The sequence below is a fragment of the Kitasatospora sp. P5_F3 genome (genome assembly GCF_054049135.1).
This window is the reverse complement of the sequence record NZ_JBFUMY010000039.1, coordinates 16,770-40,386: the sequence shown is the minus strand read 5'-3', so window position 1 is coordinate 40,386 and position 23,617 is coordinate 16,770. Positions and strand designations below refer to the sequence as shown.

Sequence of the window (23,617 nt, the reverse complement as noted above, 5' to 3'; positions counted from 1 at the left end):
CGGACGCATGTCATGCCCCACCACCACCGCCGACGCACCCACCACCCGCACGAACGCCGCACCCAACGCGAACGACAACGACTCGTCCCACTGATCCGGCACCACACCACGCACGTCGTACGCCTTCACCAGCTGCTTCAAGTCCCGCACTGCCACTCCACACCTGTTGGGTCCTCAGAGGAGGGCAGCGTACCCGCAGGTGATGACCGGTTCGGTGCTCGGACGGTCTCAGCTGTCGGGCGAGCGGAGCACCCGCAGGTGGCCGCGACGGCCTGCCTCGGTGGGGTCGGGCTCGGGCATCCGGGTCTGACGGGGCGTCTGGGGGCGGGCCGCTTCACGGACCGCGTTGGCCAGCGCCTCCAGGTCGTCGCTCGAGCGCCTCAGCGGGCCGACGTCGGCGGCCAGCCGGACCACGTCCCAGCCGCGCGGGGCGGTCAGACGCTCGGCGTGCACGGCGCACAGGTCGTAGCAGTGCGGCTCGGCGTACGTCGCGAGCGGGCCGAGGACGGCGGTGGAGTCCGCGTAGACGTACGTCAGCGTCGCGACGGCCGGTCGGCCGCACGCGGTCCGCGAACAACGGCGTACAGAGCTCACGAGGGTGGACGGTACCGCACTCCTGACCAGGCCGCGAAGACCCTCCCCCGCCGAGTGTCACGTGTCGCCGACATGGGCCCGGCCGAGGTGGTCCACTTCCGGGCTGCCAAGGGCTACGCTCGACACTGATATGGACAGCTCCGCACCCCAATCACCGGCCGAGCCGCCTAGGCGTCGCAGGCACCGTGACCGGCACGGCCGCGGCCTGCGAGGGCCGCTGGCGCCTCCCCAGGTGCCCATCTCGCTCACCAGGTCCGAGCTGTTCGACGACTACGTGCGCGAGTCGGTGGAACGACTGGAGCGGCGGTGGCCGCAGCTGGTCGACGTGGAGTTCGCCGTGCAGGAGGTGCCGGTCGCGGAGGCGGGGGCGCCGGTGCTGGAGGCGGTACCGCTCGGGCGGGTGATCGCGGCTGCACAGGGGCGGAAGAGCCGGATCATCGTCTACCGGCGGCCGGTGGAGATCCGGGTGAAGAGTCGGGACGACCGGGCTGCGCTGGTGCACGAGATCCTGATCGAGCAGGTCGCGGACCTGTTGGGGCTGTCGCCTGATGCGATTGATCCTCGGTACGACGAGGAGTAGTGGGGGCTCGGGTCACTGCGAAAGTGCCTGACCACCTACGCAGGGATCACCTTGCATGGGTCGGCGTCGCAGTTCCCCGAGCCCCTGGGTAGTGCCTGGCTGAGCAGCTGCCCGAGCCCCTGGAATCAGCGGAGCAGGATTGCCGGGTCGGGGGCGGCGTGGGGGACGGTGACGGTGCCGTGGTCGTCGCGGATGGACTGGATGGTGAACATCGGGACGTCCTTGGCGGGGATCGCGAGCATGCGGGCCGCTGCCACGGGGCCGCCGGAGACGGTCTCCACGGTGAGGCCGAAGAAGCCGTTGAGGCCGGTCGGTTCGGGGGCCGGGAGGGCGACGGTGGCGCCGGCCGCGATCTCGATGTCCTTGCTGACGGGGTCGCCTGCGGTGCTGCCGGCCGAGCTGGTGAGCTTGACCTTGGCGGCCTCGCCGGTGGAGGTCAGGAGGACGGTGGTGACACCGCCGCCCCGGTTGTCGGCAATGCTGCCGCGCTTTTCGATCGGGGTTGCGCCGGTGATCCAGGCGGCGTCGAACTTGCCGTTCTGGGTCCGGTCGACCCGGAGGGTGGCGATGACCGGGGTGGGGTGGGCGGGGTCGGACGGGCTGAGGCGCAGGGCGCCGGGCTCGCTACGGGTGATCTGGCCGAGGTCGACCGCGGTGACCATGCCCGCCTTGACGTGGACGGTCTCGAACCCGGCCGGGGTGAACCAGCCGTTCTTGCCGGAGACCTGGACCTTGAGGTCGGCGTCGTCCTCGCCCGGGGCGGCCACCACCAGGTGGGCGGTGTTGGCGTCGCCGATCAGGCCGGGGAGCACCTGGGTCGGTGCGGGGGTGGCGGAGGCGGGCACCCAGTCGGCGCCCTTGTTGCCCTCGGCCGCGTGCAGCCCGGCTCCGACCCGGCCGCTGCGGGCCACCACGTGGATGGCCAGGTCCTTCTGATCCTTGATCAGGGAGGGCAGCCGGAGGGCCTGTGAGGTGCCGGGGCCGAGCGCGATGCCGTTGGCGGCCTCGACCTCGATCGGGCCCTTGTCGCCGTAGAACTTGAGGTCGACCACGGCTCCGACCGACTCGGCGTTGACCAGGCTGACGTAGTCCACCCGGTCCCCCGCCGTGCTGGCGCCGGAGAACCAGAAGCTGGTGTCCGAGGGGGTGCAGTCGATGCCGGAGAGGCCCAGGCCCTGCTGGTCGGTGACCGTGGTGGTCTGGCTGACGGCAAAGCCGGGGGCGAAGGAGCCGGTGCCGGTCGCGATGGTGCCGGGGGCGACATCGCCGTTCTGAGCCGCTCCGGAGACCGGCGTGCCGACCTTGGCGAGCGCGACCCTGGCGCCGCTGGGAGCGACGTCGGCCGGGTTGACGCTCGGCGCGGCCGAGGGGCTCGCGGCCGGGGCCGGTGCCGGGGCATCGGCGGCCGGTGTGCGCGGGGCGACGTCGACCAGCGCGCCGTACCCGCCGGTGGCGGTGCCGCCCGGCGGGGTGAAGAGCGTGAGCTGGGTGGTGCCGGTGAGGTTCTGGAGCGGCTGCGGGCAGACCTTGACGGTGCGTTCGACCTGCGCGGAGGTCGCGCTGCCGGTCACCGCGCCGACCGGGTCCACCGGCGGGCGCAGCTCGGCGATGCCGAACACCACGCCGAGCGCGACGGCCCCGGCGAGCAGGGAGGTGCCGGTGCGGCTGCCGCCGAGCGCCTTCAGGTCGGGCGCCTTGAGGCTGGGTGCCTTGATATTGGGGGTCTTGAGCGTGGGCTTCTTCATGACGGTGGGTCAGCTCCCCGATCCGTGCCGGTACGGCTGGCCGTATGGGTCGTTGGGGTTGTGGGGGTCGTTGGGGTCGTAGTACGGCTCCTGCTGCGGCTGCTCCGGCATCCAGGCCTGCTGGTCGGTCTGCTGCTGGGCCTGCTGCTCGTACCCCTGGTACTGCTGCTGGTCGTAGCCGGCGTACTGGTCGTAGCCGTACTGCGGCTGCTGCTCGTAGCCGTACGGGGCGGCGGGCTGCTGCGGGACGGCGTACTGGTCCCAGCTGTACGGGTCGGCCTGCTGGTACGGGTCCTGGTACTGCTCGGCCGGGGGCCCGGGCGCCGGGTCCGGTTCGGTGGCGGACTGCTGCGGGACCGCGGCGTAGACGCCGTTCGAAGGCTCGGAATCGTCCGTCTCGCCCTCGCCGCGTTCGGCGAGCCGGCGGGCCCGGCGGCTGCCGGGGACGGGTGCCTGGGCCTGGGCGGCGGCGGCCAGCGCGGCGGCGGCCACCACCTCCTCGGGCAGGTCGTCGTCGTTGTGGTTGCGGCGGCCGGGCAGGGCGAGCACCAGGACGGTGGCGCCGAGCAGGAGTTGGGCCCAGATCCAGCCGGTGTGCAGCGTGCCGGGCTTGCGGGTGACGTCCAGTCGGCCGCCGGTGGCGGGGAGCTTGAAGCCCTGCGCCCAGCCGTCCAGGGTGACCGGCTCCAAAGCGGTGCCGCCCAGGGTGGCGGTCCACTTGGGGTCGGCCTGTTCGGCCAGCCGCAGAACCCGGCCCGCAGGTCCGGCCGGGAGGTCGCCGTGGATGTCGTCCACGGCGGACGGGAAGGGCTTGGCGGTGCCCTGGTCGTCGACGATCACGGCCCGGGTGGCGGGGGCGCCGGTGACCTGCCAGAGCGCGATGCCGTTCTCCTGGCTGAGCTTGGTCAGGCCGGGGGTGGTGTCCAGGACGTCCCGGACCTTGGGGGTCAGCGGGTCCTTGACCTCGACGTAGCCGATGCCCTGTCCGGCCAGCTCCTTGGCCTGCTCGCCACCGGAACCGGCCAGCAGCCGGCCGACCAGGCCGGTCAGCCGGCCCTTCGGGTCGTCGGCGGCGTCCACCGTGCCCTCGGCCTGACCGAGGGTCAGGCCCGCGCCGCGGACCAGCGCGTAGCGGACGGCGTCGGCCTGGGCGTCACCGCTGATCACCAGGGTGCGGGAGCGGTCGGTGGTGCCGGCCTCCTCCGCGATGAAGGCGGGGACCTGGTCGGCCTCGGTCCGGCGGAGCGGACCCTGGGCGCCGGTGACGGCCCACCAGACGGCGGTGCCGATCGGGGCGAGTACGGCGGCGGCCAGCACCAGGGCGGCGACCGGCTGGCGCCAGCCGAAGGCGATCCCGGCGACCCGGGTGTTGGCGCCGTCGGCGCCGATCGCGGCGGCGGCCAGCAGGGCGACGCCGGTCAGCAGCGTGGCGGGCCCGGCCCAGGCGGCCACCGGGGCGCCGCCGGAGGCGGGGGTGACGGCGGTGCCGGCCACCGCGACGGTGAAGATCAACCCGGCGGCGGCGGCGCCCCAGGCGGCCAGCACGGCGCGGCGGCGGTCGGCCCGGAGCAGCGCGGCGAGAGCCGCGAGCACCACACCGGCGGAGAGCCAGACCGGCGGGACCCCGGCGCCGCCGGGGTTGGCCAGGATCAGGCCGAGCGCCCCGGGGGCCGTGCCGTTGAGACCGGGCAGGCCGGCTTCGAGCAGCAGTCGGGAGGGGTGGGCGAGCACCTGGAGCGACCAGGGAGCGAGCACCAGCACGGGAATACCGAGGATCACCAGCACGCGCAGGCCGAGCAGGCGCAGCGCCTCGCCGCCGATGCCGTACGCCCCGCCGCGGAGCACCGCGTGGGTGAGCGCGGCCAGGCAGAGCGGGACCGCGATGGCCCAGGTGAGCGGGACGAAGGCGGTGCAGACGGTGAGCATCAGCACGGTCATCCAGCTGGACCGCCAGCCGGGGCGGGCGCCCTTGGCGGCGGTCTCGGCGCGGATGCCGAGACCGGCGCTGATCGCGGCGGCCCTGGCCAACGGCGGCAGCAGGACCGCGAGTACGGCGGTGCCGATCCGGCCCTGGGCGAGCGCGCCGGTGGCGGCGGGCAGCAGGGCGTACCCGGCGCTGGCCCAGGCGCGGACCAGCTTGGACTCGATCAGCGGGCGGGAGACCAGGTAGGCGCTGACCGCCGCGAGCGGGATGGCCAGCACCAGCAGCAGGCCGACCGCGAGGTCGGCGTTGCCGAAGGTGAGTCCGGAGAGCACGGCGAGCACGACCAGGTACGGCGGTGCGGTGGCGGTGGAGCCGCTGCCGACCGGGTGCCAGCCGTCGGCGTACATCGACCAGAGACCTGACGCCCCGTCGGAGGCGGGCAGCAGGGCGCCGCCGAGCAGGTGGCCGCTGCCGAGCAGGTCGCGACAGGCGATCAGGGCGAAGATCAGCAGGGTGGTGAAGAGCAGCGGGGCGGGGCGCCTGGCCAGCTTCTTGAGCAGCGTGAACTGCTCGACCACCAGGTCGTCGGCGTCCTCGTCACCGGGCCCGGACTCGACCGAGCCGTGCCGGCCGGCGCCGGAGTCGTCGGCGCCGCCGATCCCGAGCGAGCCGATCATGCCCTCGATGGCGAGCCGGGCGGTCGCACCGGGCGCCGGGAAGAGGGTGCGGTCGTCCAGCGCGTCCCCGGCCCTGGTCCTGGCCCGGCGTTTGCGGGCCAGCAACAGGCGGGGCAGCCGGACCAGTTCGTGGCCGAGCCCGGCGAGCTCGTCGAAGGCCTGTTTGGGGTCCTTGCCGATCACGTTGACCAGCACCCGGAACAGCGTGCCGAGCACCAGCCGGAGCAGCACGTACGGGAAGAGCAGGCCCTTGGAGTTGGCCAGCAGGGTGTAGACCGCGCCGGCCTTGTCGACCCGGTGCGGGTGGGCCGAGCCGCAGTCGATCGCGCGGCGCTCGCGGCTGGCCGCCTCGGCGTGCCGGAGCACGGCGTCGGGGGCGACCACCACCCGGTGGCCGGCCGCGTTGACCCGCCAGCAGAAGTCGGTGTCGTCGCGCATCAGCGGCAGCGCCTTGTCGAAGCCGCCGAGCTCCTCGAAGACGTCGCGGCGGACCAGCATGCCCGCGGTGGAGACGGCGAGCACCGGGCGGACCTGGTCGTGCTGGCCCTGGTCCTGCTCGCGGCGGTCCAGGCCGGTCCAACGGCGGCCGGAGCGGGCGATGGTGACGCCCACTTCGAGCAGCTGGCGACGGTCGTACCAGCTGCGCAGCTTGGGGCCGACCACGGCGGCGGTCGGGGTGGAGTCGGCGACCTGGAGCAGCCGGCGCAGGGCGTCGGTCTGCGGCTCGCAGTCGTCGTGCAGCAGCCAGAGCCACTCGACCGGCCGGGTCTCGCGCGGGCCGCCCCGGCCGAGGTCGTCCTCGGCGCCGAGCGGGTCGCCGAAGTCGTCCCAGCCGCCGGTGACCGGGTCGTAGCCGGACGGGTCGAGGCTGTACGGGAGGTCCTCGGGGCGCAGCGGCGGGCTGTTGAAGACGGCCTGGCCGACGGCGTTGCCGAAGCCGGAGCGGCGGCCGAGGATCAGCGGCCCGCTCTCGGGCAGCCAGTCACCGAGGGTGTCCTGGAGCAGCTGCGGCGAGGTGTCGGTGGAGCCGGTGTCCACGGCGAGGATCCGCTGCACCTGCCGGTCCTGGCCGAGCAGCCCGGCGAGGGCCTGCGGGAGCCAGCGGGCACCGTCGTGCGAGACGATCACGGCGGTGACCAGGTGGCGCGGGTACGCGGGCGGCCGGGTCGCGGAGAAGCCGCTCTGGTGGCTGTAGACGGTCATCGAGCAGTGGGCCCCAAGCTTCTCAGTGGACGCGGCCGAGAACGGCGAAGTCAGGTGGCGCACCACACTAACGGCTCCGGGTGGCGGGCTTGCGCCCGGAGTGTGCGCAGAAGCAGTGGGGGAATGCGAAAGCGCCCCACCGTCGTCGGTGAGGCGCTGCACAGAAGCCGGTGCGGACCAGCGGATGACGGCCCGGTCAGACCGCGCTCTTCTTGAGCCGACGGCGCTCGCGCTCGGAGAGGCCGCCCCAGATACCGAAGCGCTCGTCGTTGGCCAGGGCGTACTCGAGGCACTCGGACCTGACCTCGCAGGAGAGGCAGACCTTCTTCGCCTCGCGGGTGGAGCCGCCCTTCTCCGGGAAGAAGGACTCCGGGTCGGTCTGAGCGCACAGCGCGCGCTCCTGCCAACCGAGTTCCTCTTCGTCCTCTTCGATGCCCTCACCGATCAACAGCTCAAAGAGCTCGCTCATCTGGCGCGCCTCCTCTGCCCCTTTTGGCGTCCCCGTGGTGTTGCCGTTGCCTGGAGCGGCGGAACGACACGAGTGAAATTACATGTGCGTCACTCTGGCCCAGTCAAGCCGAGCTCTGGTATTGGGCCAAGGATTCACTCCCCGGAACCAAGGCACTACGATTAGTGTACATATCCGGACATCTCGGATCTATCGCCCTGATGGGCCTCAACCCGCCGGAACCACCCACCGTCTGACAGGCAGTCAACCTGACCCACCGTCGCCCCGACCACCCCCCGAACGGGGGACGCCGGAACGGATCGCGCTGGTTGCCCGGTCCCCGGCTGCCTTCCCGGCGATCTTCGCATCGAAACATAGAGGGTGATTTATCACCCCATCCGGTAGTTCAGGAGTGATCTGCCCTGAATGTCCCGGAGTTGGCTTGACACTCGCCCCCCTCCTGAGGTCTCCTTGCACGCATGTCAGAGTTCGCCACCTCCCGGAGCCGCCGCCAGGCGCTGCTCCGTGCTGCCGCGAGCTCGCTCTGTTGTCGCCTCTGTTCCTGTATCTAGGCGCTCGCGTCCCACCGCGCGCCGCCCAGGAACATCGAGGCCGCCCGCGCGACAGAGTCCCCCTGAATCCCGCGGCCCGGCTGAATCCCCCGCCGACCAGCCGCTCCGAGGATTCCTCCCATGCGAATGCCCCGCCTCCGCAAGCGCAACCGAGACCGCGCCAAGCACCTCCCCGTCGCCGTCGTACCGGCCCCCCGCTGGACGGACGGTCTGAGCGACGTCTCCATCGCCGGCGACCCGCTGGCCTTCCCGCACCTGGCCCGCACCGACCTGCCGCAGCACCCCGGCACCGTGGCCGACTACGCCCGGCTGGTCCGCGAGATCGCCGCCGACCGCTCCCGCTGGGAGCCGCTGGTCCGCTACGACGCACTCACCCGCTGGTACGCCCGGCTGGAGACCGGCCCCGGCTACGAGGTCTGGCTGCTCAGCTGGCTGCCCGGCCAGAGCAGCGGCTTCCACGACCACGGCCAGTCCTCCGGCGTCATGACGGTGCTTCAGGGCGAGCTGGTCGAGCGCTCCCTCACCCACGCCGGTGAGGGCACCCGTCCGCTCCGCCCCGGTGGTCAGCGGGTGTTCTCGGCCGGATACCTGCACGAGGTGGTCAACGCCTCGCTGGAGCCCGCCGTGTCGATCCACCTGTACTCGCCCGGCCTGGTCGAGATGAACCAGTACGGCGTCTCGGTCGCCCCCGAGACCCGGGTGGAGTCGCACTGAGGCCGGGCCCCGGCCCGCGGCCACCGGCCCGCCTGGCAGGATGAGCGCATGCGCATCGTGGCACTGGCAGGCGGGATCGGTGGAGCGCGTTTCCTGCGCGGACTCCGTGAGCTGACCGRCCCTCAGGACGAGATCACCGTCATCGGCAACACCGGCGACGACATCCACCTCTTCGGTCTCAAGGTCTGTCCCGACCTGGACACCGTGATGTACACCCTCGGCGGTGGCATCCACGAGGAACAGGGCTGGGGCCGAGCCGACGAGACCTGGTCGGTCAAGGAGGAGCTGAAGGCGTACGGCGTCGGGCCCGAGTGGTTCGGCCTCGGCGACCGGGACTTCGCCACCCACATCGTGCGGACCCAGATGCTCGGCGCGGGCTACCCGCTCAGCGCCGTCACCGAGGCGCTCTGCGACCGCTGGCAGCCCGGGGTCAGGCTGCTGCCGATGACCGACGACCGGGTCGAGACCCACGTCCGGATCACGGAGACGGCCGGCCCTCGGGTGGTGCACTTCCAGGAGTACTGGGTCAAGCTGCACGCCGCCGTGGCCGCCGAGGCGATCATCCCGGTCGGCGCCGACACCGCCAAGCCCGCCCCCGGCGTGCTGGAGGCGATCGCCGCGGCGGACGTGATCCTGCTCCCGCCGTCCAACCCGGTGGTCTCGATCGGCACCATCCTGGCCGTCCCCGGCATCCGACAGGCCGTCAGCGCCGCCGCCGCTCCGGTGGTCGGGCTCTCCCCGATCATCGGCGGGGCGCCGGTACGCGGCATGGCCGACAAGGTGCTGGCGGCGGTCGGCGTCGAGGCGACCGCCGCCGCGGTGGCGCTGCACTACGGTGCCGACCTGCTCGACGGATGGCTGGTGGACAGCACCGACGCCGACGCCGTGGCGGCGGTCGAGGCCGCCGGGATCGCCTGCCGGGCGGTCCCGCTGCTGATGACCGACGTACCGGCCACCGCCGAGATGGCCCGGGCCGCGATGGAGCTGGCCGAGCAGGTCAGGGCGTGATCTCGGTCCTGCCGGTGGCGGGGCTGCCGGAGATCACGGCCGGCGCCGACCTGGCCGAACTGATCGCCAAGGCCGGGACCTTCGAGGACGGCGACATCCTGCTGGTCACCTCGAAGATCGTCAGCAAGGCCGAGGGCCGGCTGCTGCAGGCCGCCGACCGGGAGGCGGCGATCGACGCCGAGACCGTCCGGGTGGTGGCCCGGCGCGGCCCGGCCCGGATCGTCGAGAACCGGAACGGCCTGGTGATGGCGGCGGCCGGCGTGGACGCCTCCAACACCGCCCCCGGCACCGTACTGCTGCTGCCGGTCGACCCCGACGCCTCCGCACGCGCGCTGCGGGCCCGGCTCCAGCAGCTGACCGGCCGTCGGCTGGCCGTGCTGGTCACCGACACCTTCGGCCGGCCCTGGCGCACCGGCCTGACCGACGTGGCGATCGGCGCCGCCGGGCTGGCCGTCCTCGACGACCATCGGGGACGGCAGGACAGCCACGGCAACGAGCTCGCCCTCACCGTCACCGCCACCGCCGACGAACTGGCCGCCGCCGGTGACCTGGTGAAGGGCAAGACCAGCGGCGTACCCGTCGCCGTCGTCCGCGGCCTGGGCACCCTGGTGACGGCCGAGGACGGCGAGGGCGTCCGTCCGCTGATCCGCCCGGCCGCCGACGACATGTTCCGGCTCGGCACCTCCGAGGCGCTCCGGCAGGCCGTCACGCTGCGGCGGACCGTCCGGTCGTTCACCGGTGAGCCGGTCGACCCGGCCGCCGTCCGGCGTGCGGTGGCCGCCGCCGTCACCGCGCCGGCGCCGCACCACACCACGCCCTGGCGGTTCGTGCTGCTGGAGACGCCCGAGGTCCGTACCCGGCTGCTCGACGCGATGCTCGCCGCCTGGCAGCGGGACCTGCGCGAGCTGGACGGCTGGGACGACGCGAAGGTGGCCCGGCGGACCGCCCGGGGCAACGTGCTGCGGGATGCGCCGTACCTGGTGGTCCCCTGCCTGGTGATGGACGGTTCGCACGACTATCCGGACGCTCGGCGGGCTGCGGCCGAGCGGGAGATGTTCACGGTGGCGATCGGGGCGGCCGTGCAGAACCTGTTGGTGACGCTGACCGGGGAGGGGTACGGGTCTGCGTGGGTGTCGTCGACGATGTTCTGTCGGGACACCGTGCGTGGCGTGCTCGACCTGCCGGACGGGTGGGATCCGATGGGGGCTGTCGCGGTGGGGCGGCCGGCCGAAGGGCCGAAGGAACGTCAGGCTCGGTCGGCCGAAGCTTTTCTGCTGACTCGTTAGGTGCTGGGTCGAAATGCAAAGTGCCTGACCATGCACGTGGGTGTGACCTTTTCTGAGGTTGGCGTCGCCGTTCCCCGAGCCCCTGGTGGCTGACGCCTGGTCACCGGTTCCGGTGGTCTTCCGGGGTGAGGCGAGGGCCGTAGCGGGGGGCTCGGGTGCCGGTCAGGGTGAGGAGGCGGCAGAGGCGGTGGCGGTGGCCCGCGTAGGGGGCGAGGAGGGCGAGCATCTGGGCGTCGTCGCTGCGGGGGCGGCCTGCCAGGGCCCAGCCGACCAGGTTGGGGAGGTGGTAGTCGCCGACCGAGACCGCGTCGGGGTCGCCGTTGCTGCGCTGCAGCGTCTCTGCGGCGGTCCAGTGGCCGATGCCGGGCACGGTGGTCAGCCGGGCGAAGGCCTCGTCGTGCGGGAAGGCGGAGGCCTCCTCCAGCCGGGGAGCCAGCCGGGCGGCCCGGACCACGGTGGCGGCGCGCCTGGGGTCGACGCCCGCGCGGTGCCACTCCCAGCTCGGGATCAGTGCCCACTCCCGGGCGGACGGCGCCACCCGCAGGCCGGTGGCCGGGCCGGGTGCGGGGGTGCCGAAGTCCCGGAGCAGGGTGCGCCAGGCGCGGTAGGCCTCGTCGGTGGTGACCTTCTGTTCCAGGATCGAGGGGATCAGCGACTCCAGCACCAGCCCGGTCCTGACCAGCCGGACGCCCGCGTGGGTGCGCTGCGCCTCGCGCAGCGGCCCCGGTGGCAGTACCAGTCCTGACGGGTCGTCATGCTCGCCCAGCAGCGTCGGCAGCCGCTCCAGCAGCCAGTCCGCGCCGGGGCCCCAGGCCTGGCCCTCGACCTCGCCGGACCGGACGGAGAGCCGGAGCGTACCGATCCCGCCCGGTGTCCTGGAGGCCCGCCAGATCCCGCCGTCGGGTTCCGTCCGGTAGGCCGGGTCGGCGGGCCCGTGCCGTAGCGGCAGCAGCGTCCGCCCGAGGTCCAGCGGGAACCCCGGCCGCCACCGTCGTACCGCGCCAGGCATCTCGCACCGCCTCTCCGAGCTGCACCCTACGCCGGTCGGCAGGTGCCGACCTGAGCTCCCGTGGTCACTTGGCGCACAGGTTCTCGTCGTCGGCCTGCACCCGCTGGAGTTCCTTGGGCGCCTCGGTGGGCACCGGCGCGGCCGGTTTGCCCAGCGTGGTGAAGTCCTTGCCGAGCACCACCTGCAGCGAGTCCTTCGTACCGAGCGCGCTGCTCTCCTTGGCCACCTCGGCGGGCAGCCCGAGCGCGACCGCCAGGGCGGCGGCCTGGTCGGCCTTGCCGCGCGGGTAGCTGATCGAGCTGGTGGCGACGGCGGTGGCGTCCTTGCCCGGGGTGGCGGCGGTGAAGCCCTTGCCCTCCAGTGCGGTGACGGCCTTGGTGGCCTGGCCACTGGTCCCGGTGCCGTTCCGGACCGTCACCCGGACCGCCGCCGCGTCCACCGCCGACGCGGTCGGCGCCGGTGTCGGGGCCACCGTGGGCGTCTCGGCCGGCACCTCGGCGGCGGCGCCCGCCACCTGGGTGAGCGAGCGGTCGGCGGCGACCATCGCGAACAGCTGGGCGGCGTCCTTGTCCTTCAGGATCAGCCGGTTCTCGTCCTTGGGGTCGTCCAGCACCGGCACCGTGGTGAAGGTGATGTTCTGGGTGTTCACCTTGGCGAGGTCGAGGGCCAGGTCCTTGAGCTTGTCCACGCTCTTGATGGTGGAGTCCACGGTGAGCGCCTTGGTGGCGGCGTCCGCGAGGTTCCACAGCTTGGTCGGACTGGTCAGGGTGTCGCTGCTCTTGATCTTGCGGATCATCGAGCTGATGAACTGCTGCTGGAGCGGGATCCGGGTCAGGTCCCCGCCGAGGCCCACGGCATGCCGGGTGCGGACGAAGGCGAGCGCCTCCTCGCCCTGCACCACGTGCTTGCCCTTGGACATCTTCAGGTGCGAGTCCTTGTCGTTGATGTCCTTGGCCGCGCAGACCTCCACCCCGCCGACGGCGGTGGAGAGGGTCTTGACCGCCTCGAAGTCCACCATCACGAAGTGGTCGATGTGAATGTCCGTCATCTTCTCGACGGTCTTCCAGGTACAGCCCGGGTCCCGGCCGTTCTGCCCCAGGCTGGTGTTGAACATCGCCCGGCTCTCGCCCGGGATCTTCTTGCCCGCGGCGGTCTCGCACTCCGGGATCGGCACCATCAGGTCGCGCGGGATGCTCAGCACGGTCGCGTTGCTGCGGTCCTTGGAGATGTGGAACAGCAGGGTGGTGTCGGCGTGGCCCTCGCTGCCCTCGTCGCCGTACTCGCGCCCCAGGCCCTTTCGGCTGTCGGTGCCGATCACCAGGATGTTCAGCGCCCCGGTGGCCGCCTTCGGCCGCTCGGCCTCGCTGCCGACCTTGACGTCGACCGAGGAGAGGTTCCCGTTGAAGTGCTGGTACGCGTAGTACGCACCACCGCAGCCGGCCACCAGCACCAGTGCGGCCACCCCGGCGGTCCACTTGAGGGCCCGTCGGCTGCCGCGCGTCTTCTCCTTGGCCGCCTTCCCGCCGTTCGCCTTTCCCCCGTGTGCCTGGCGACGGCGGTCGGCCCGGCCGCCGGTCGGCCGCTCGGCCCGCCTCGGGGTCGCGGGCGTCGGCGCGGTCCCGGCCGCCCGGGGGCGGGGCACCTGCGCGGGCACCGCGTCCAGGTCCAGCCGGAACTCGCCCGTGGCCGGGTCGAGCACCCACTGATCGGCCGGATCGACCTCGGGCGGGTTCTGGTCCGCGAGGTCGGCCCTGCGCCGGTGTCCGCTGTTCATCCCGGACACCCTAGACGAGCTTCGGCCATGATCCGGCCGGAGTGTGACCGGCGTCATGGCGGACAACCGCCTTAAAAACGGGCAAAGTTCGCGACTCCCTCGCACCGAATCCACACATTTCGGCCGGGCGGGGTCAGTGCAAGGTCAGTGCATGGCGCAGGAGTCCTGGTCGGCGGTCCGACCCTCGAGGGTGGGGCTGGTGGTGGGCAGCGGGGCGGCGGAGGGTGACGGGGCGTCGGGGGACGGGGTCTCCACCGTGGCGTCCTCCGCTCCGACAGCGCTCGGCCAGGGCGTGTACGCCGGAGCGAACGGCCCGGCGAAGGCGGAGGCCCTGCCGGAAGGTGACGGCGAGGGTGACGGCGACGGCGAGGGCGTGACCTGGTACGGCTGGACGGTGACCGCCAGGTCCGCCCGGAGGGCGGCGAACAGCTGGTCGGTCTGCGGCTGGACCAGCTGGTCCCGGTCCCAGTTGCCGGGGTAGGGACGACGTGGGGTGGTCAGGAAGACCACGTTCTCGGTGGGCATCGAGCGCAGGTCCTGGGCCAGGTCGTAGAGCTCGCCGACCCGGCTCAGTCCCTCGTCGGCGGTGATCGCGGAGGTCGCGGCGTCCAGCAGCGGCCACAGCCTGGCCGGGTTGAACAGCACCCCCTGCGACTGCACCTTGCGGATCAGCGAGGCGAGGAACTGCTGCTGACGCCCCATCCGCTGGGTGTCGCTGCCGTCGCCCAGGGTCTCCCGGACCCGGACGTAGCCGAGCGCCTGCTCGCCGCCGAGGGTCTGCCGCCCGGCGGCCAGGTCGAGCTGGGCGTCCCTGTCGTGGATCGCCCGGGGCACGCAGACCTCCACCCCGCCGACCGCGTCCACCATCCGCTTGAAGCCGGTGAAGTCCAGGATCAGGTGGTGGTCCACCCGGATGCCGCTGAGCCGCTCCACGGTACGGATGGTGCAGGCCGGGCCACCCGCCTCGAAGGCCCAGTTGAACTGCACGAGGCGGGCCTGGGTCCGCGTCCCGTCCGGGAGTTCACAGGCCGGCACCCGGACCATCGCGTCCCGCGGGATGCTCACCGCCGTCGCGTGCCGCCGGTCCGCCGACAGGTGCAGCAGGATCGTGGTGTCCGAGCGGCGCCCGCCCGCGTAGCCGTACGCGCCGTTCGCCCCGCTGCGGTCGTCGCTGCCGATCAGCAGGATGTTCTCGGCCTCCAACGGCCCCCGGTCGGGCCGGTCGGAGGCGTCGCGCTCCAGCAGCCGGCCGGTGGTGGCGTCGGTCTCGATGTTGCCGTCCAGCTTCCGGTAGCCGATCCAGGCCAGCACTCCCCCGGCCAGCAGGAAGAAGGCCAGCACGGCGGCAGTGATCAGCAGGAAACGGCGGCGCCCCCCGCCCGGGGAGGTCGGGGGGCGTGCGCGGTCGTCGTCGTCCTCGGCCATGACGGGGATGCCTACCCCGGTCACGACCTGGCCCGGGTCAGCCCAGACGCAGAGTCACCCGTTCGGATTCGATCCGCTTCGTCCACTGCTCCTCGGTCAGCTCGCCGGAGTTCCGGCAGAGCACCACCGAGGCGCCGGCGGCCAGCGGGGCGAGCAGCCCGGCCTCCAGGCCGGTCCAGTCGTCGTAGCCGAAGGTGCTGAGCACCCGGCTGCCCGGCTCGAGACCGAGCCGGAGCGCGCCCTCCCTGGCCAGCGCGACGGTCTGTTCCCCCGTCAGCTTCAGCGGCAGGCCGTCCACCAGCGTCTCCAGCGCGGGGGCCTGCGGGTCCACCGGCGAGTACGGGGCGAACCGGTCGCCCTGGCCCGGCACCTCGGCGGCGTAGTCCAGGAAGCCGTCGGGGCGTTCGGGGAACCGGCCGCCGAGCGGGCGGAGCGCCAGCGCCACCCGCTCGCCGGAACAGTCCTTGGCGGTGTCCAGACCATCCGGGCCGCTGATCACCAGGTCGGCGTCGGCCGGGCTGCCGCCCGGCACCGCCGTCACCCCGACCGACCAGCAGGCGAGCAGCCAGACGGCGCTCTGCCAGTGGGCCGGGAGGAGCAGCGCGGCGCGGGTCTCGGGACCCGCATTCAGCTCGTCCTGGAGCAGGTTGGCCGTCTTGGCCACCCAGTTGTCGAAGGTCTTGGCGGAGAGTTCCACCCGCTCGCCGGTCGCGTCGTCGTAGAACGTGACCAGGGGGCGGGACGGATCGGCGTCGGGGGCTCCCGCGCGCAGATATGCGTGCAGCAGCTCGGCGGGGGTGCGGGCGTCGGCAGCGAAGGGCGCAGTCATGGTGCAGTCCAGCCTACGACCTCCGGCCGCGCCCCGGGAGGGGAGGTCAACCGGACGAACTGGCGTGGCGTCAGGTCCGGTTTACCCGCAATATCCCTTCTATGCGCCTCTCCTTGCTCGCCGCTGCCGGCTCCCTGCTGCTGCTCCCGCAACCCGCCTTCGCCCAGACCTCCGACGGGGGCGTCACCACCTTCCCGCTGACGGACAGTCAGCGCGGCCTGGCCGAGCGGAACACCGCCGCGTTCTCGCTGGTCGGGGTCAGCTGGGACGACCCCGGGGCGGTGCTCGACGGCACCGTCCAGGTGAAGGTCCGTTCGGTCGCCGGCGTGTGGAGCGACTGGCACCCGCTGGAGGTCGAGGCGGACGACCGGCCCGACCCCGAGGGCGCCGAGCGAGCCGGCCGGGGTGCCAGCGCGCCGCTCTGGGTCGGGCCCAGCGACGGGGTCGCGGTCCGGGTGACCGGCAGCCGGCCGCGCGGGCTGCGGGCCGAACTGGTCGACCCCGGCCGGGCGTCCGCCCGGTCACTGCCGGCGGTGGACCACGAGGGGCCGCGCCCGGGCATCGTCACCCGCTCGGGCTGGGGCGCCGACGAGGGCCTGCGCGAACCCGGCTTCGAGTACACCGGGCCGGTCCGGGCGGTGTTCGTGCACCACACCGACACCGCCAACGACTACGCCTGCTCGGACGCGCCCAAGCTGATCCGGGCGATCTACCAGTACCACGTGAAGAGCAGCGGCTGGCGGGACATCGGCTACAACTTCCTGGTGGACCGCTGCGGCACCGTGTACGAGGGCCGGGCCGGCGGCGTGACCAGGCCCGTGCTCGGCGCCCACACCCTGGGCTTCAACACGGACACCGCCGGGGTCGCCGCGATCGGCCGCTACAGCTCCGACGCCACCCCGCAGGCCCAGGTCGACGGGATCGCCAAGGTCGCCGCCTGGAAGCTCGGCCTGACCGGCCAGGACGCCAACGGCTCGGTCACCCTGACCTCGGCCTCGGACGGCAGCAAGTTCAAGAAGGGCACCAGCGCGACCTTCCGCACCGTCTCCGGCCACCGCGACGCCTTCAACACCGAGTGCCCCGGCAACACCCTCTACCAGCGCCTCCCGGCCATCCGGTCGTGGTCGGCGCACCTGCAAGGGCGCTAGGGCCGGTCCGGGCGGTCGCTACGGCCGGGCCTCACGCAGGGTGCCGTTGATCTCCAGGTAGCCCCCGCCGGTGCGGGGGCAGCGCCAGAGGCCGTTGCCCTCGTCGGTGAGGGGTTCGCCCGCGCGGCCGACCCACTTGATCCGGCGGGCCGGGACGCCGGCCACCAGGGCGAAGTCGGGGACGTCCCGGTGCACCACGGCGCCCGCCGCGACCAGGGCCCAGCGGCCCACGGTGACGCCCGCGACCAGCACCGCACGGGCGCCGATCGAGCAGCCCTGACGGAGCGTCACACCCTGGGCGTGCCAGTCGTCGCCGCGCTTGAGCTTCCCGTCGGGGTCGACCGAGCGCGGGTAGAGGTCGTTGGTGAGGACGGCCGCCGGGCCGACGAAGACGCCGTCCTCCAGGACGGCGGGCTCGTAGACCAGGGCATGGTTCTGCAGCTTGACCCGGTCGCCGATCCGGACGCCGGGGCCGACGTACGCGCCCCGGCCGATGATGCAGTCCGCGCCGATCACGGCGTCCTCACGGACCTGGGCCAGGTGCCAGACCGTACTGCCGGGCCCGATCACCGCCCGCTCGTCGACGTCGGCGCTCAGTTCCACCCGCACGGAGTTCCCCATGGCGCCGAAGATAGCGCCACGGGGCATGCCGGGTGGGCTAGTTGGAGTCGGTGACCGGCTGCATCGGTTCGGGGGCGGTGCTGGCGATCACCCGGCGGGCCAGCTTGCGCGGGGAGGTCAGGAAGCCGAAGCCCCAGCTCAGGTGCATGGTGGCGAGGGCCAGCGGCAGCTGGATCCTGGCCTTGGGGGCCAGACCGCGGCCCTCCAACAGCGAGCCGCCCGCGATGGCGAGCAGGTAGCCGCCGGGCAGCACGAAGAAGACCGGGTGCAGCGCGGCGCCGAGCACCAGCCCGCCCAGCACGCCGAGCAGGGCGGCCGGCGGGGCCAGGTAGCGCAGGTTGACCGAGCCCTTGTGGTAGCGGGTGACCACCCGGCGCCACCGGCCGTAGTCCCGGTACTGCTTGGCCAGCGCCCCGACGGAGGGCCGGGGCCGGTAGGTCACCTTGAGCTGGGGGGTGAACCAGATCAGACCGCCGTCCTGGCGGATCCGGTAGTTCAGCTCCCAGTCCTGGGCCCGGAGGAACTCCTCGTTGTAGCCGCCCAGCCGCTCCAGCACCTCGCGGCGGAACACCCCGAGGTAGACCGTCTCGGCGGGGCCGGCCAGACCGCCGGTGTGGAAGGCCGCGTTGCCGACGCCGATCTTGGAGGTCATCGCGGCGGCGACCGCGTGCTCCCACTCGGTCTCGCCCTCGGCGTGCATGATGCCGCCGACGTTGGCCGCGTCCATCTCGCCGAGCAGCCGGACGGCAGTGGCGACGTACCCGGGCGTGAGCAGGCCGTGCCCGTCGACCCGTACCACTATCGGGTGACGCGAGCCCCGGATCGCGGCGTTCAGCCCGGCGGGGGTGCGGCCGGTCGGGTTGGGAACGGTACGCACCCGGTCGTCCTCGGCGGCCAGCTCGGCGGCGATCGCGTCGGTCCGGTCGGTGGAAGGTCCGAGGGCGATCACCACCTCCAGCTCGCCCGCGTACTCCTGTTCCAGGATGTGCCGCACGGCGGTGCGCAGGTGACGTTCCTCGTTGAGCACCGGCATGATCACGGAGACCGCCGGCAGCTCCTCAGCAGCCTTGGTGTTCATCGGGGCCAACCGTACCGGCGGCTGCCTGGCCTTGTCAGGTTCGGTCTGCTGCGCGAAGTCCGCAGGAACGTTTCATCGACCGCCCCGGCGTCCGGCGTACCCGGTCGGCGCGCCCCCGCCGGGCCGTCGGACCCCCCGCCTACCATCCGAGAGATGCCGTCCACCGCCCTCCGCCCCAAGCAGGTACGCACCCCACGCCGCCGCTGGGGTCGCTGGCTGGCGGGCGCCGTCTCGCTCGCCGTACTGGCCACCTCCTGCGGGGGCCGGGCGCTGCTGGACAGTGTCGGCGACGCGATCGGCCGGGTGGACGCCTTCGACAAGAGCAAGGACCGGCCCGCCGACGACGGGGTCACCACCTTCCTCGTGGTCGGCACCGACGACCGCGAGGGCATCCCCGCCGACACCCTGAAGAACGTGCTGCACGCGGGCGGCGAGTCCTGCCACTGCACCGACACCATGATGATCGTCCAGCTCGCCGAGGACGGCGGCCGGGCCAGCGTGGTCAGCATCCCGCGCGACTCCTACGTCACCATCCCGGCCCACCAGGACCTCGCCAGTGGCAGACAGGTGCCGGACGGCCACGGCAAGATCAACGCGGCGTACGGGATGGGCGGCGCCCCGCTGACCGTCCGCACCGTCGAGCAGAACACCGGCCTGCGGATCGACCACTACCTCCAGATCAACTTCCTCTCCTTCGTCTCCACCGTGGACGCGCTGGGCGGCGTCGAGGTCTGCAGCTCCCGGCCGCTGAAGGACGAGTACTCCGGCCTCGACCTGCCCGCCGGGACCACCCGGCTGGACGGCGCCGGGGCGCTCAAGTACGTCCGGGCCCGTCACCTGGACGGCAGTTCGGACCTGGGGCGGATGCAGCGTCAGCAGAAGTTCCTGGCCCAGCTGCTGCACCAGGCCACCAGCAGCGGCACCCTGCTCAACCCGGTGAAGCTCACCCGGGTGACCGACGCCGTGCTCAAGTCCGTCAAGGCCGACCAGGACCTCTCCACCGAGGACCTGATCCGGCTGGCCACCCGGCTCAAGGACCTCTCCCCCGCCCGGGCGGACTTCACCACCGTCCCGGTCGGTGACGTCAACTACCAGGTGGAGGGCTGGGGTTCGACGGTCCGCTGGGACGCTGCGGGTGCCAAGGCGCTGTTCGCGGCCGTCCGGGAGGGCCGACCGCTCACCGGCCGGGCCGACGCCGCTGCTCCGGCCGCCTCGTCCGCGCCGGTCCCGGTCACCGTCCCGCCCGGTCAGATCCACGTCCAGGTGCTCAACGGCGCGGGCGTCGTCGGGCTCGGCGCCCGGGTGGACAACGACCTCCGCAAGGCCGGTTTCGCCACCACCGGCGCTCCCTCCAACGCGGGCGGCGGCTCCACCACCCGCACCGTGGTCCGCTACGACCCGCGCTGGGACGAGTCGGTCAAGACCATCACCGCCGCGCTCCCGTACGCCGAACTCGTCGCCACTCCGGGCCTCGGCGCCACCATGCAGGTCGTCGCGGGCGCCGACTACACGGGCGTCACCGGCGTGGCCGCTTCGCCGTCCGCTACGCCCGCCTCTGCCTCCCCCTCGCAGGCCCAGGCGGTCACCGCCAGCACCGGCACCGAGATCAGCTGCCCGTAGTGCCGCGCCGGCAGGGTCAGCTCAGCCCTGGGACGACCGGGCTGTCCCAATGCGGCGACGCCTCGGTAGAACCGAAATTCGGTGGCGTGAAGGGGGATTCGGGGGCTTACGGTCACCGGATGGACTCCGATCTGCTGCCAACGACCCGTCGTGCTCTGCTCCACCGGCTGGCCACGGCCCAGGCCGACGGGCGGGTGCCGTCGATGGTCGCCGCCGTCGTGCGGGACGGGGAACAGGTCTGGTGGGGAGCACGCAGTTCTGTGGACGGGCACGCGCCCGACGAGGATGTCCAGTACCGGATCGGGTCGATCACCAAGACCTTCACCGCCGTGCTGGTGCTCCGGCTGCGCGCCGAGGGGCTGCTCTCGCTCGCCGACCGCCTCGACTGCCACCTGCCCGAACTGCCAGGCGCCGTCGGCGAGGTGACGATCGCCCAACTCCTCACGCACACCGCCGGCCTGGCTGCCGAGCAGCCCGGCCCGTGGATCGCCGGCACCCCTCGCACCCTGCACTCCGAACTCGCCGACCTGCTGCAGCAGCCCCCGCTGGTGCACCCGGCGGGACGGGTGCACCACTACTCCAACGTCGGCTACGCCCTGCTCGGCGCGGTCGTCGAGCGACACCGTGGCAAGCCGTGGGACGAGGTGCTGGAGGCCGAGGTGTTGCAGCCGCTCGGCATGACCCGGACCACCCGCACGGCCCAGGCACCCGCCGCCGGGGGCTGGGCGGTGCACCCGTGGGCGGACCTGATGCGCGCCGAACTCGCCGAGGACAGCGGCCTCATGGCACCGGCCGGGCAGTACTGGTCGACCCTGGCCGACCTGGTCCGCTGGGCGAACTTCCTGGCGGTGGGCGACGAGAAGGTCCTCGACGCCGGAGCCTTGGCGGAGATGCGACGCATCGGCACCGCCGCTGCCGGCGGCTCCGGCTACGGGCTGGGCCTCGAACTCTCCCACGGCCACGGCCTCTTCTTCGCCGGCCACAGCGGGTCGGTGCCCGGCTTCCGCGCTGCGCTCCTGCTGGCGCCGGCCGAGGGCCTGGCCGGTGTCGCCCTGACCAACAGCAGCACCTACCCCGGCGGCCTCGACACGGTGGTCAAGGATCTGCTGCGGATCGTCCACACGCATGAACCGCGCATCCCCGAACCCTGGCGTCCACTCCCCGAGGCCGACCCGGAACTACTCGCACTGACCGGCCACTGGTACTGGGGCACGACCGCCTTCACCCTGCACCTGCGCGCCGGCCGCAGCCTCGAACTCGCCGCCGCCACCGGGGAGCCCACAACCCTTCAACCCGAACCGGACGGTGCCTGGTCCGCGATCAGTGGTCCGTGGGACGGCGAGACCCTTCGCCTGCAGCGCGACGGAACGGGCACCGTCACCCACCTCGACCTCGGCGCCTTCCTCCTCACCCGCGAGCCCTACCCCGGCGACGGTCCGACACCCGGTGGCGCCCACCCCGACGGCTGGATCGGCCTGCCCTGACCGGACGGATACCAGCCGGCCCCTAGAACCAGCCCCGGGCGTTCACGAAGATCACGACCGTGAGCAGCAGGTACGCCGCCAGGGCCAGCCGGTTGACCAGCAGGTGGGGCGTGGGCAGCAGGCCGGTCCCCTCGGTCGTGGGGCGGTCGGTCTCGAAGCGGGCGGCCCGGGTGACCGCTTCGGCCACCTGTTCGGCGTTGTAGCCGCCCAGCCCGAACCAGTGGGCCGGCCGGCTGCCGACCGAGAACTCCCCGCCACTGCGGAGCCGGACGGTCACCTGGCCCCGCTTCGCCTCGGCGCCGGCGATGTCGGCCCAGTCCGCCCGACGGTGCGTCAGCCCGTTCGTCACCGACAGCCCCCGCCGGTCGAGCACGGCCTGCCAGCCGAACGCGGCCACCGCTCCGGCGACCCCGAACCCGCCGAACAGCGCGGGGTGCAGCAGCCCGGTCCACCAGCCGTCCGCCGAGCGCATCAGCACCAGCGCGCCGAACAGCAGCGCGGCGACCGGCCCGATCGCCAGCCGCAGCGGCGCGGGCATCTCCCACTGCCCGGCCTGCACCGGCCCGGCGGGAGCGAGCGCGCTGTCGGCGGGCGTCGGCGCGGCGGCGGCAGCGGTCGCCCACTGGTCCAGCGGCCGGGCGTCCGGTGTGCAGAGCACGGCCAGCCAGTCCACCGGAGGCCAGCCGACGTCCTGGGAGTCCCCGGCCTTCCAGGGCCGGACCAGCAGTTGGGCGGACGGCCCGTCAGGTCCTTGGTAGAGCAGGGCCTCGACCGGGCCGACCGGAGGCACGAGGTCCTCGTCGTCCTCGTCGTGCTCCACCACCGCGCCGTGTGCCCAGACCCCCTCGTGCCAGCTGTAGATCTCGTTTGCGTTCAGCTGCCAGAGCGGAGCTCCGGACAGCGGCCCGACCTGCTCGCCGCTCTCTTCCTGCTGGACCAGCACTCGGAGCGCCGGAGCCCCCGACCGGTCGAAGCCGCGCCTGGTCCGGACCGCCCGGGCGGCGGAGGCCAGCACGATCAGCCCGAACCCGCCGGTCAACGTCGCGGCCATCACCCAGACCGTCGGGTCGTACGGGTCACCCGCGAGCCGGACCCAGCCGTCCTGGTCGGCCAGCAGCGGCAGGGTGTCGCCCTGCTGCGGGGTGACGTCCCACCAGACCTCCAACTCGGCCGAGCGGTCGGCGGTTTCGTCCGGCAGCCGGTACCTGAGCGTGGTGTCGCCGACGTCGTCCGAGGAGAGCACGGTGCCCTGCACCGGTTGGGCCCCGGCGGCCCGTTCGTCGCTGACGGCCTGCCGGTACAGCCCGAGGCCGAGCAGCAGTGCGGCCGTTCCCAGCAGCAGCCACCCCAGCACCCGGCGCCCGGTCGGCCGGACCGGTTCCGTCGCGAACGGGGACGGCCCGCCCGCCGCCGTCCACGGGTACGGGACCTCGGGCCCCATCAGGTCCACGAGTTGCTGCCGCGCCCGGCGGCGGCCGGCCTCGACGACCGTCAGCAGCCAGGCCAGCAGCACCTGCCCGAGCAGCACCACCCAGCGGCTCGGCCCGTCGGGCAGCCCCTCGGGCAGGTACCAGACCATCGGCAGCAGCGCGTACGGGACGAGCACCTGCCCCCGGGGCCGGGCCAGCAGCACCAGCGCCTCGGCCAGCAGCGCGACGGCCACCAGGTCCTCGACCCAGTTCTGCTCGCACGGCTGGACCGGGCTGCAGACGGCGGGGAGCCCGGCACTGACCATCGCGAACAGGCAGAGCCCGACCGGAAGCAGCACCAGCCATCGGCTGTCCCACCGGTGCGCGGTACGGGCGGCACGCCACCGGTCGGCCGCGTCGGCGGTGAAGGGCACGCCGGACGGCAACGGCGGGTCGGTACGGGACATGC

18 protein-coding genes and 1 pseudogene are annotated in these 23,617 nt (G+C 73.2%); 7 read left to right on the top strand and 12 right to left on the bottom strand.

The window, feature by feature from the left end:
• Positions 1-150 (bottom strand): annotated as a pseudogene (manB, locus tag ACXJMZ_RS23610) (phosphomannomutase/phosphoglucomutase); the annotation flags it as partial.
• A gap of 78 nt (positions 151-228) precedes the next feature.
• Entirely contained in the window at positions 229-594 is a 366-nt protein-coding gene (locus ACXJMZ_RS23605) for a DUF3499 domain-containing protein (protein WP_457032046.1), read from the bottom strand.
• A gap of 130 nt (positions 595-724) precedes the next feature.
• Between ACXJMZ_RS23605 and ACXJMZ_RS23600 the strand changes: the two genes are divergently transcribed.
• Positions 725-1,174, top strand: coding sequence for a metallopeptidase family protein (locus ACXJMZ_RS23600; protein WP_082598369.1), 450 nt, complete (start codon positions 725-727; stop codon positions 1,172-1,174).
• Positions 1,175-1,299: 125 nt separating this feature from the next.
• Here the strand turns inward: ACXJMZ_RS23600 and ACXJMZ_RS23595 are convergent, their stop codons facing one another.
• From ACXJMZ_RS23595 to ACXJMZ_RS23585, 3 genes are all read right to left on the bottom strand, one after another.
• Positions 1,300-2,919, bottom strand: coding sequence for a DUF5719 family protein (locus ACXJMZ_RS23595; protein WP_457032045.1), 1,620 nt, complete (start codon positions 2,917-2,919; stop codon positions 1,300-1,302).
• A 9-nt stretch (positions 2,920-2,928) separates the two neighbouring features.
• Positions 2,929-6,723 carry a glycosyltransferase gene (locus ACXJMZ_RS23590; RefSeq protein WP_457032044.1) on the bottom strand — a complete coding sequence of 1,265 codons (3,795 nt, stop codon included), beginning with the start codon at positions 6,721-6,723 and terminating at the stop codon, positions 2,929-2,931.
• Positions 6,724-6,919: 196 nt separating this feature from the next.
• Positions 6,920-7,192 (bottom strand): WhiB family transcriptional regulator, encoded by a 273-nt coding sequence (locus ACXJMZ_RS23585; RefSeq protein WP_057232581.1) that lies wholly within the window; start codon positions 7,190-7,192, stop codon positions 6,920-6,922.
• 671 nt (positions 7,193-7,863) lie between these two features.
• On the opposite strand from ACXJMZ_RS23585, the gene ACXJMZ_RS23580 reads away from it, so the two are divergent.
• The 3 genes from ACXJMZ_RS23580 to ACXJMZ_RS23570 are packed head-to-tail and all read left to right on the top strand — an operon-like array spanning position 7,864 to position 10,751.
• Entirely contained in the window at positions 7,864-8,457 is a 594-nt protein-coding gene (locus ACXJMZ_RS23580) for a cysteine dioxygenase (RefSeq protein ID WP_457032043.1), read from the top strand.
• 48 nt (positions 8,458-8,505) lie between these two features.
• Positions 8,506-9,465, top strand: a complete 960-nt coding sequence (cofD, locus tag ACXJMZ_RS23575) for a 2-phospho-L-lactate transferase (protein ID WP_457032042.1) — start codon at positions 8,506-8,508, stop codon at positions 9,463-9,465.
• The gene (locus tag ACXJMZ_RS23570; protein WP_457032041.1) at positions 9,462-10,751 is read left to right on the top strand and encodes a coenzyme F420-0:L-glutamate ligase; all 1,290 of its coding nucleotides are present in this window, start codon (positions 9,462-9,464) and stop codon (positions 10,749-10,751) included. The genes cofD and ACXJMZ_RS23570 overlap by 4 nt, the downstream gene beginning before the upstream one ends.
• A gap of 100 nt (positions 10,752-10,851) precedes the next feature.
• Here ACXJMZ_RS23570 and ACXJMZ_RS23565 read toward each other — a convergent pair whose 3' ends face one another.
• The 4 genes from ACXJMZ_RS23565 to ACXJMZ_RS23550 form a co-directional block, all read right to left on the bottom strand.
• A complete protein-coding gene (locus ACXJMZ_RS23565; protein WP_457032040.1) occupies positions 10,852-11,760 on the bottom strand; it encodes a DNA-3-methyladenine glycosylase family protein in 909 nt (302 codons plus the stop codon).
• A gap of 64 nt (positions 11,761-11,824) precedes the next feature.
• On the bottom strand, positions 11,825-13,534 hold the full coding sequence (locus tag ACXJMZ_RS23560; protein WP_457032039.1) for an LCP family glycopolymer transferase: 1,710 nt from the start codon (positions 13,532-13,534) through the stop codon (positions 11,825-11,827).
• Positions 13,535-13,678: 144 nt separating this feature from the next.
• Complete coding sequence (locus tag ACXJMZ_RS23555; protein WP_457032038.1) at positions 13,679-14,959, bottom strand: LCP family glycopolymer transferase; 1,281 nt, start codon at positions 14,957-14,959, stop codon at positions 13,679-13,681.
• Positions 14,960-14,996: 37 nt separating this feature from the next.
• Positions 14,997-15,788, bottom strand: coding sequence for a TIGR03089 family protein (locus ACXJMZ_RS23550; protein ID WP_457032037.1), 792 nt, complete (start codon positions 15,786-15,788; stop codon positions 14,997-14,999).
• Positions 15,789-15,889: 101 nt separating this feature from the next.
• On the opposite strand from ACXJMZ_RS23550, the gene ACXJMZ_RS23545 reads away from it, so the two are divergent.
• A complete protein-coding gene (locus ACXJMZ_RS23545) occupies positions 15,890-16,936 on the top strand; it encodes a peptidoglycan recognition protein family protein (protein WP_457032036.1) in 1,047 nt (348 codons plus the stop codon).
• 18 nt (positions 16,937-16,954) lie between these two features.
• Here ACXJMZ_RS23545 and ACXJMZ_RS23540 read toward each other — a convergent pair whose 3' ends face one another.
• Together ACXJMZ_RS23540 and ACXJMZ_RS23535 are read right to left on the bottom strand one after the other, a co-directional pair.
• On the bottom strand, positions 16,955-17,557 hold the full coding sequence (locus ACXJMZ_RS23540; RefSeq protein WP_457032035.1) for an acyltransferase: 603 nt from the start codon (positions 17,555-17,557) through the stop codon (positions 16,955-16,957).
• A 37-nt stretch (positions 17,558-17,594) separates the two neighbouring features.
• Positions 17,595-18,635 (bottom strand): glycosyltransferase family 2 protein, encoded by a 1,041-nt coding sequence (locus ACXJMZ_RS23535; RefSeq protein WP_457032034.1) that lies wholly within the window; start codon positions 18,633-18,635, stop codon positions 17,595-17,597.
• Positions 18,636-18,788: 153 nt separating this feature from the next.
• Between ACXJMZ_RS23535 and ACXJMZ_RS23530 the strand changes: the two genes are divergently transcribed.
• Both ACXJMZ_RS23530 and ACXJMZ_RS23525 read left to right on the top strand, forming a co-directional pair.
• Positions 18,789-20,255: an LCP family protein gene (locus tag ACXJMZ_RS23530; RefSeq protein WP_457032033.1), complete on the top strand. Its 1,467-nt coding sequence runs from the start codon at positions 18,789-18,791 to the stop codon at positions 20,253-20,255.
• 119 nt (positions 20,256-20,374) lie between these two features.
• Positions 20,375-21,739 carry a serine hydrolase domain-containing protein gene (locus ACXJMZ_RS23525; RefSeq protein ID WP_457032032.1) on the top strand — a complete coding sequence of 455 codons (1,365 nt, stop codon included), beginning with the start codon at positions 20,375-20,377 and terminating at the stop codon, positions 21,737-21,739.
• 22 nt (positions 21,740-21,761) lie between these two features.
• Here ACXJMZ_RS23525 and ACXJMZ_RS23520 read toward each other — a convergent pair whose 3' ends face one another.
• Complete coding sequence (locus ACXJMZ_RS23520; RefSeq protein WP_457032031.1) at positions 21,762-23,615, bottom strand: hypothetical protein; 1,854 nt, start codon at positions 23,613-23,615, stop codon at positions 21,762-21,764.
• Positions 23,616-23,617 lie beyond the last annotated feature (2 nt).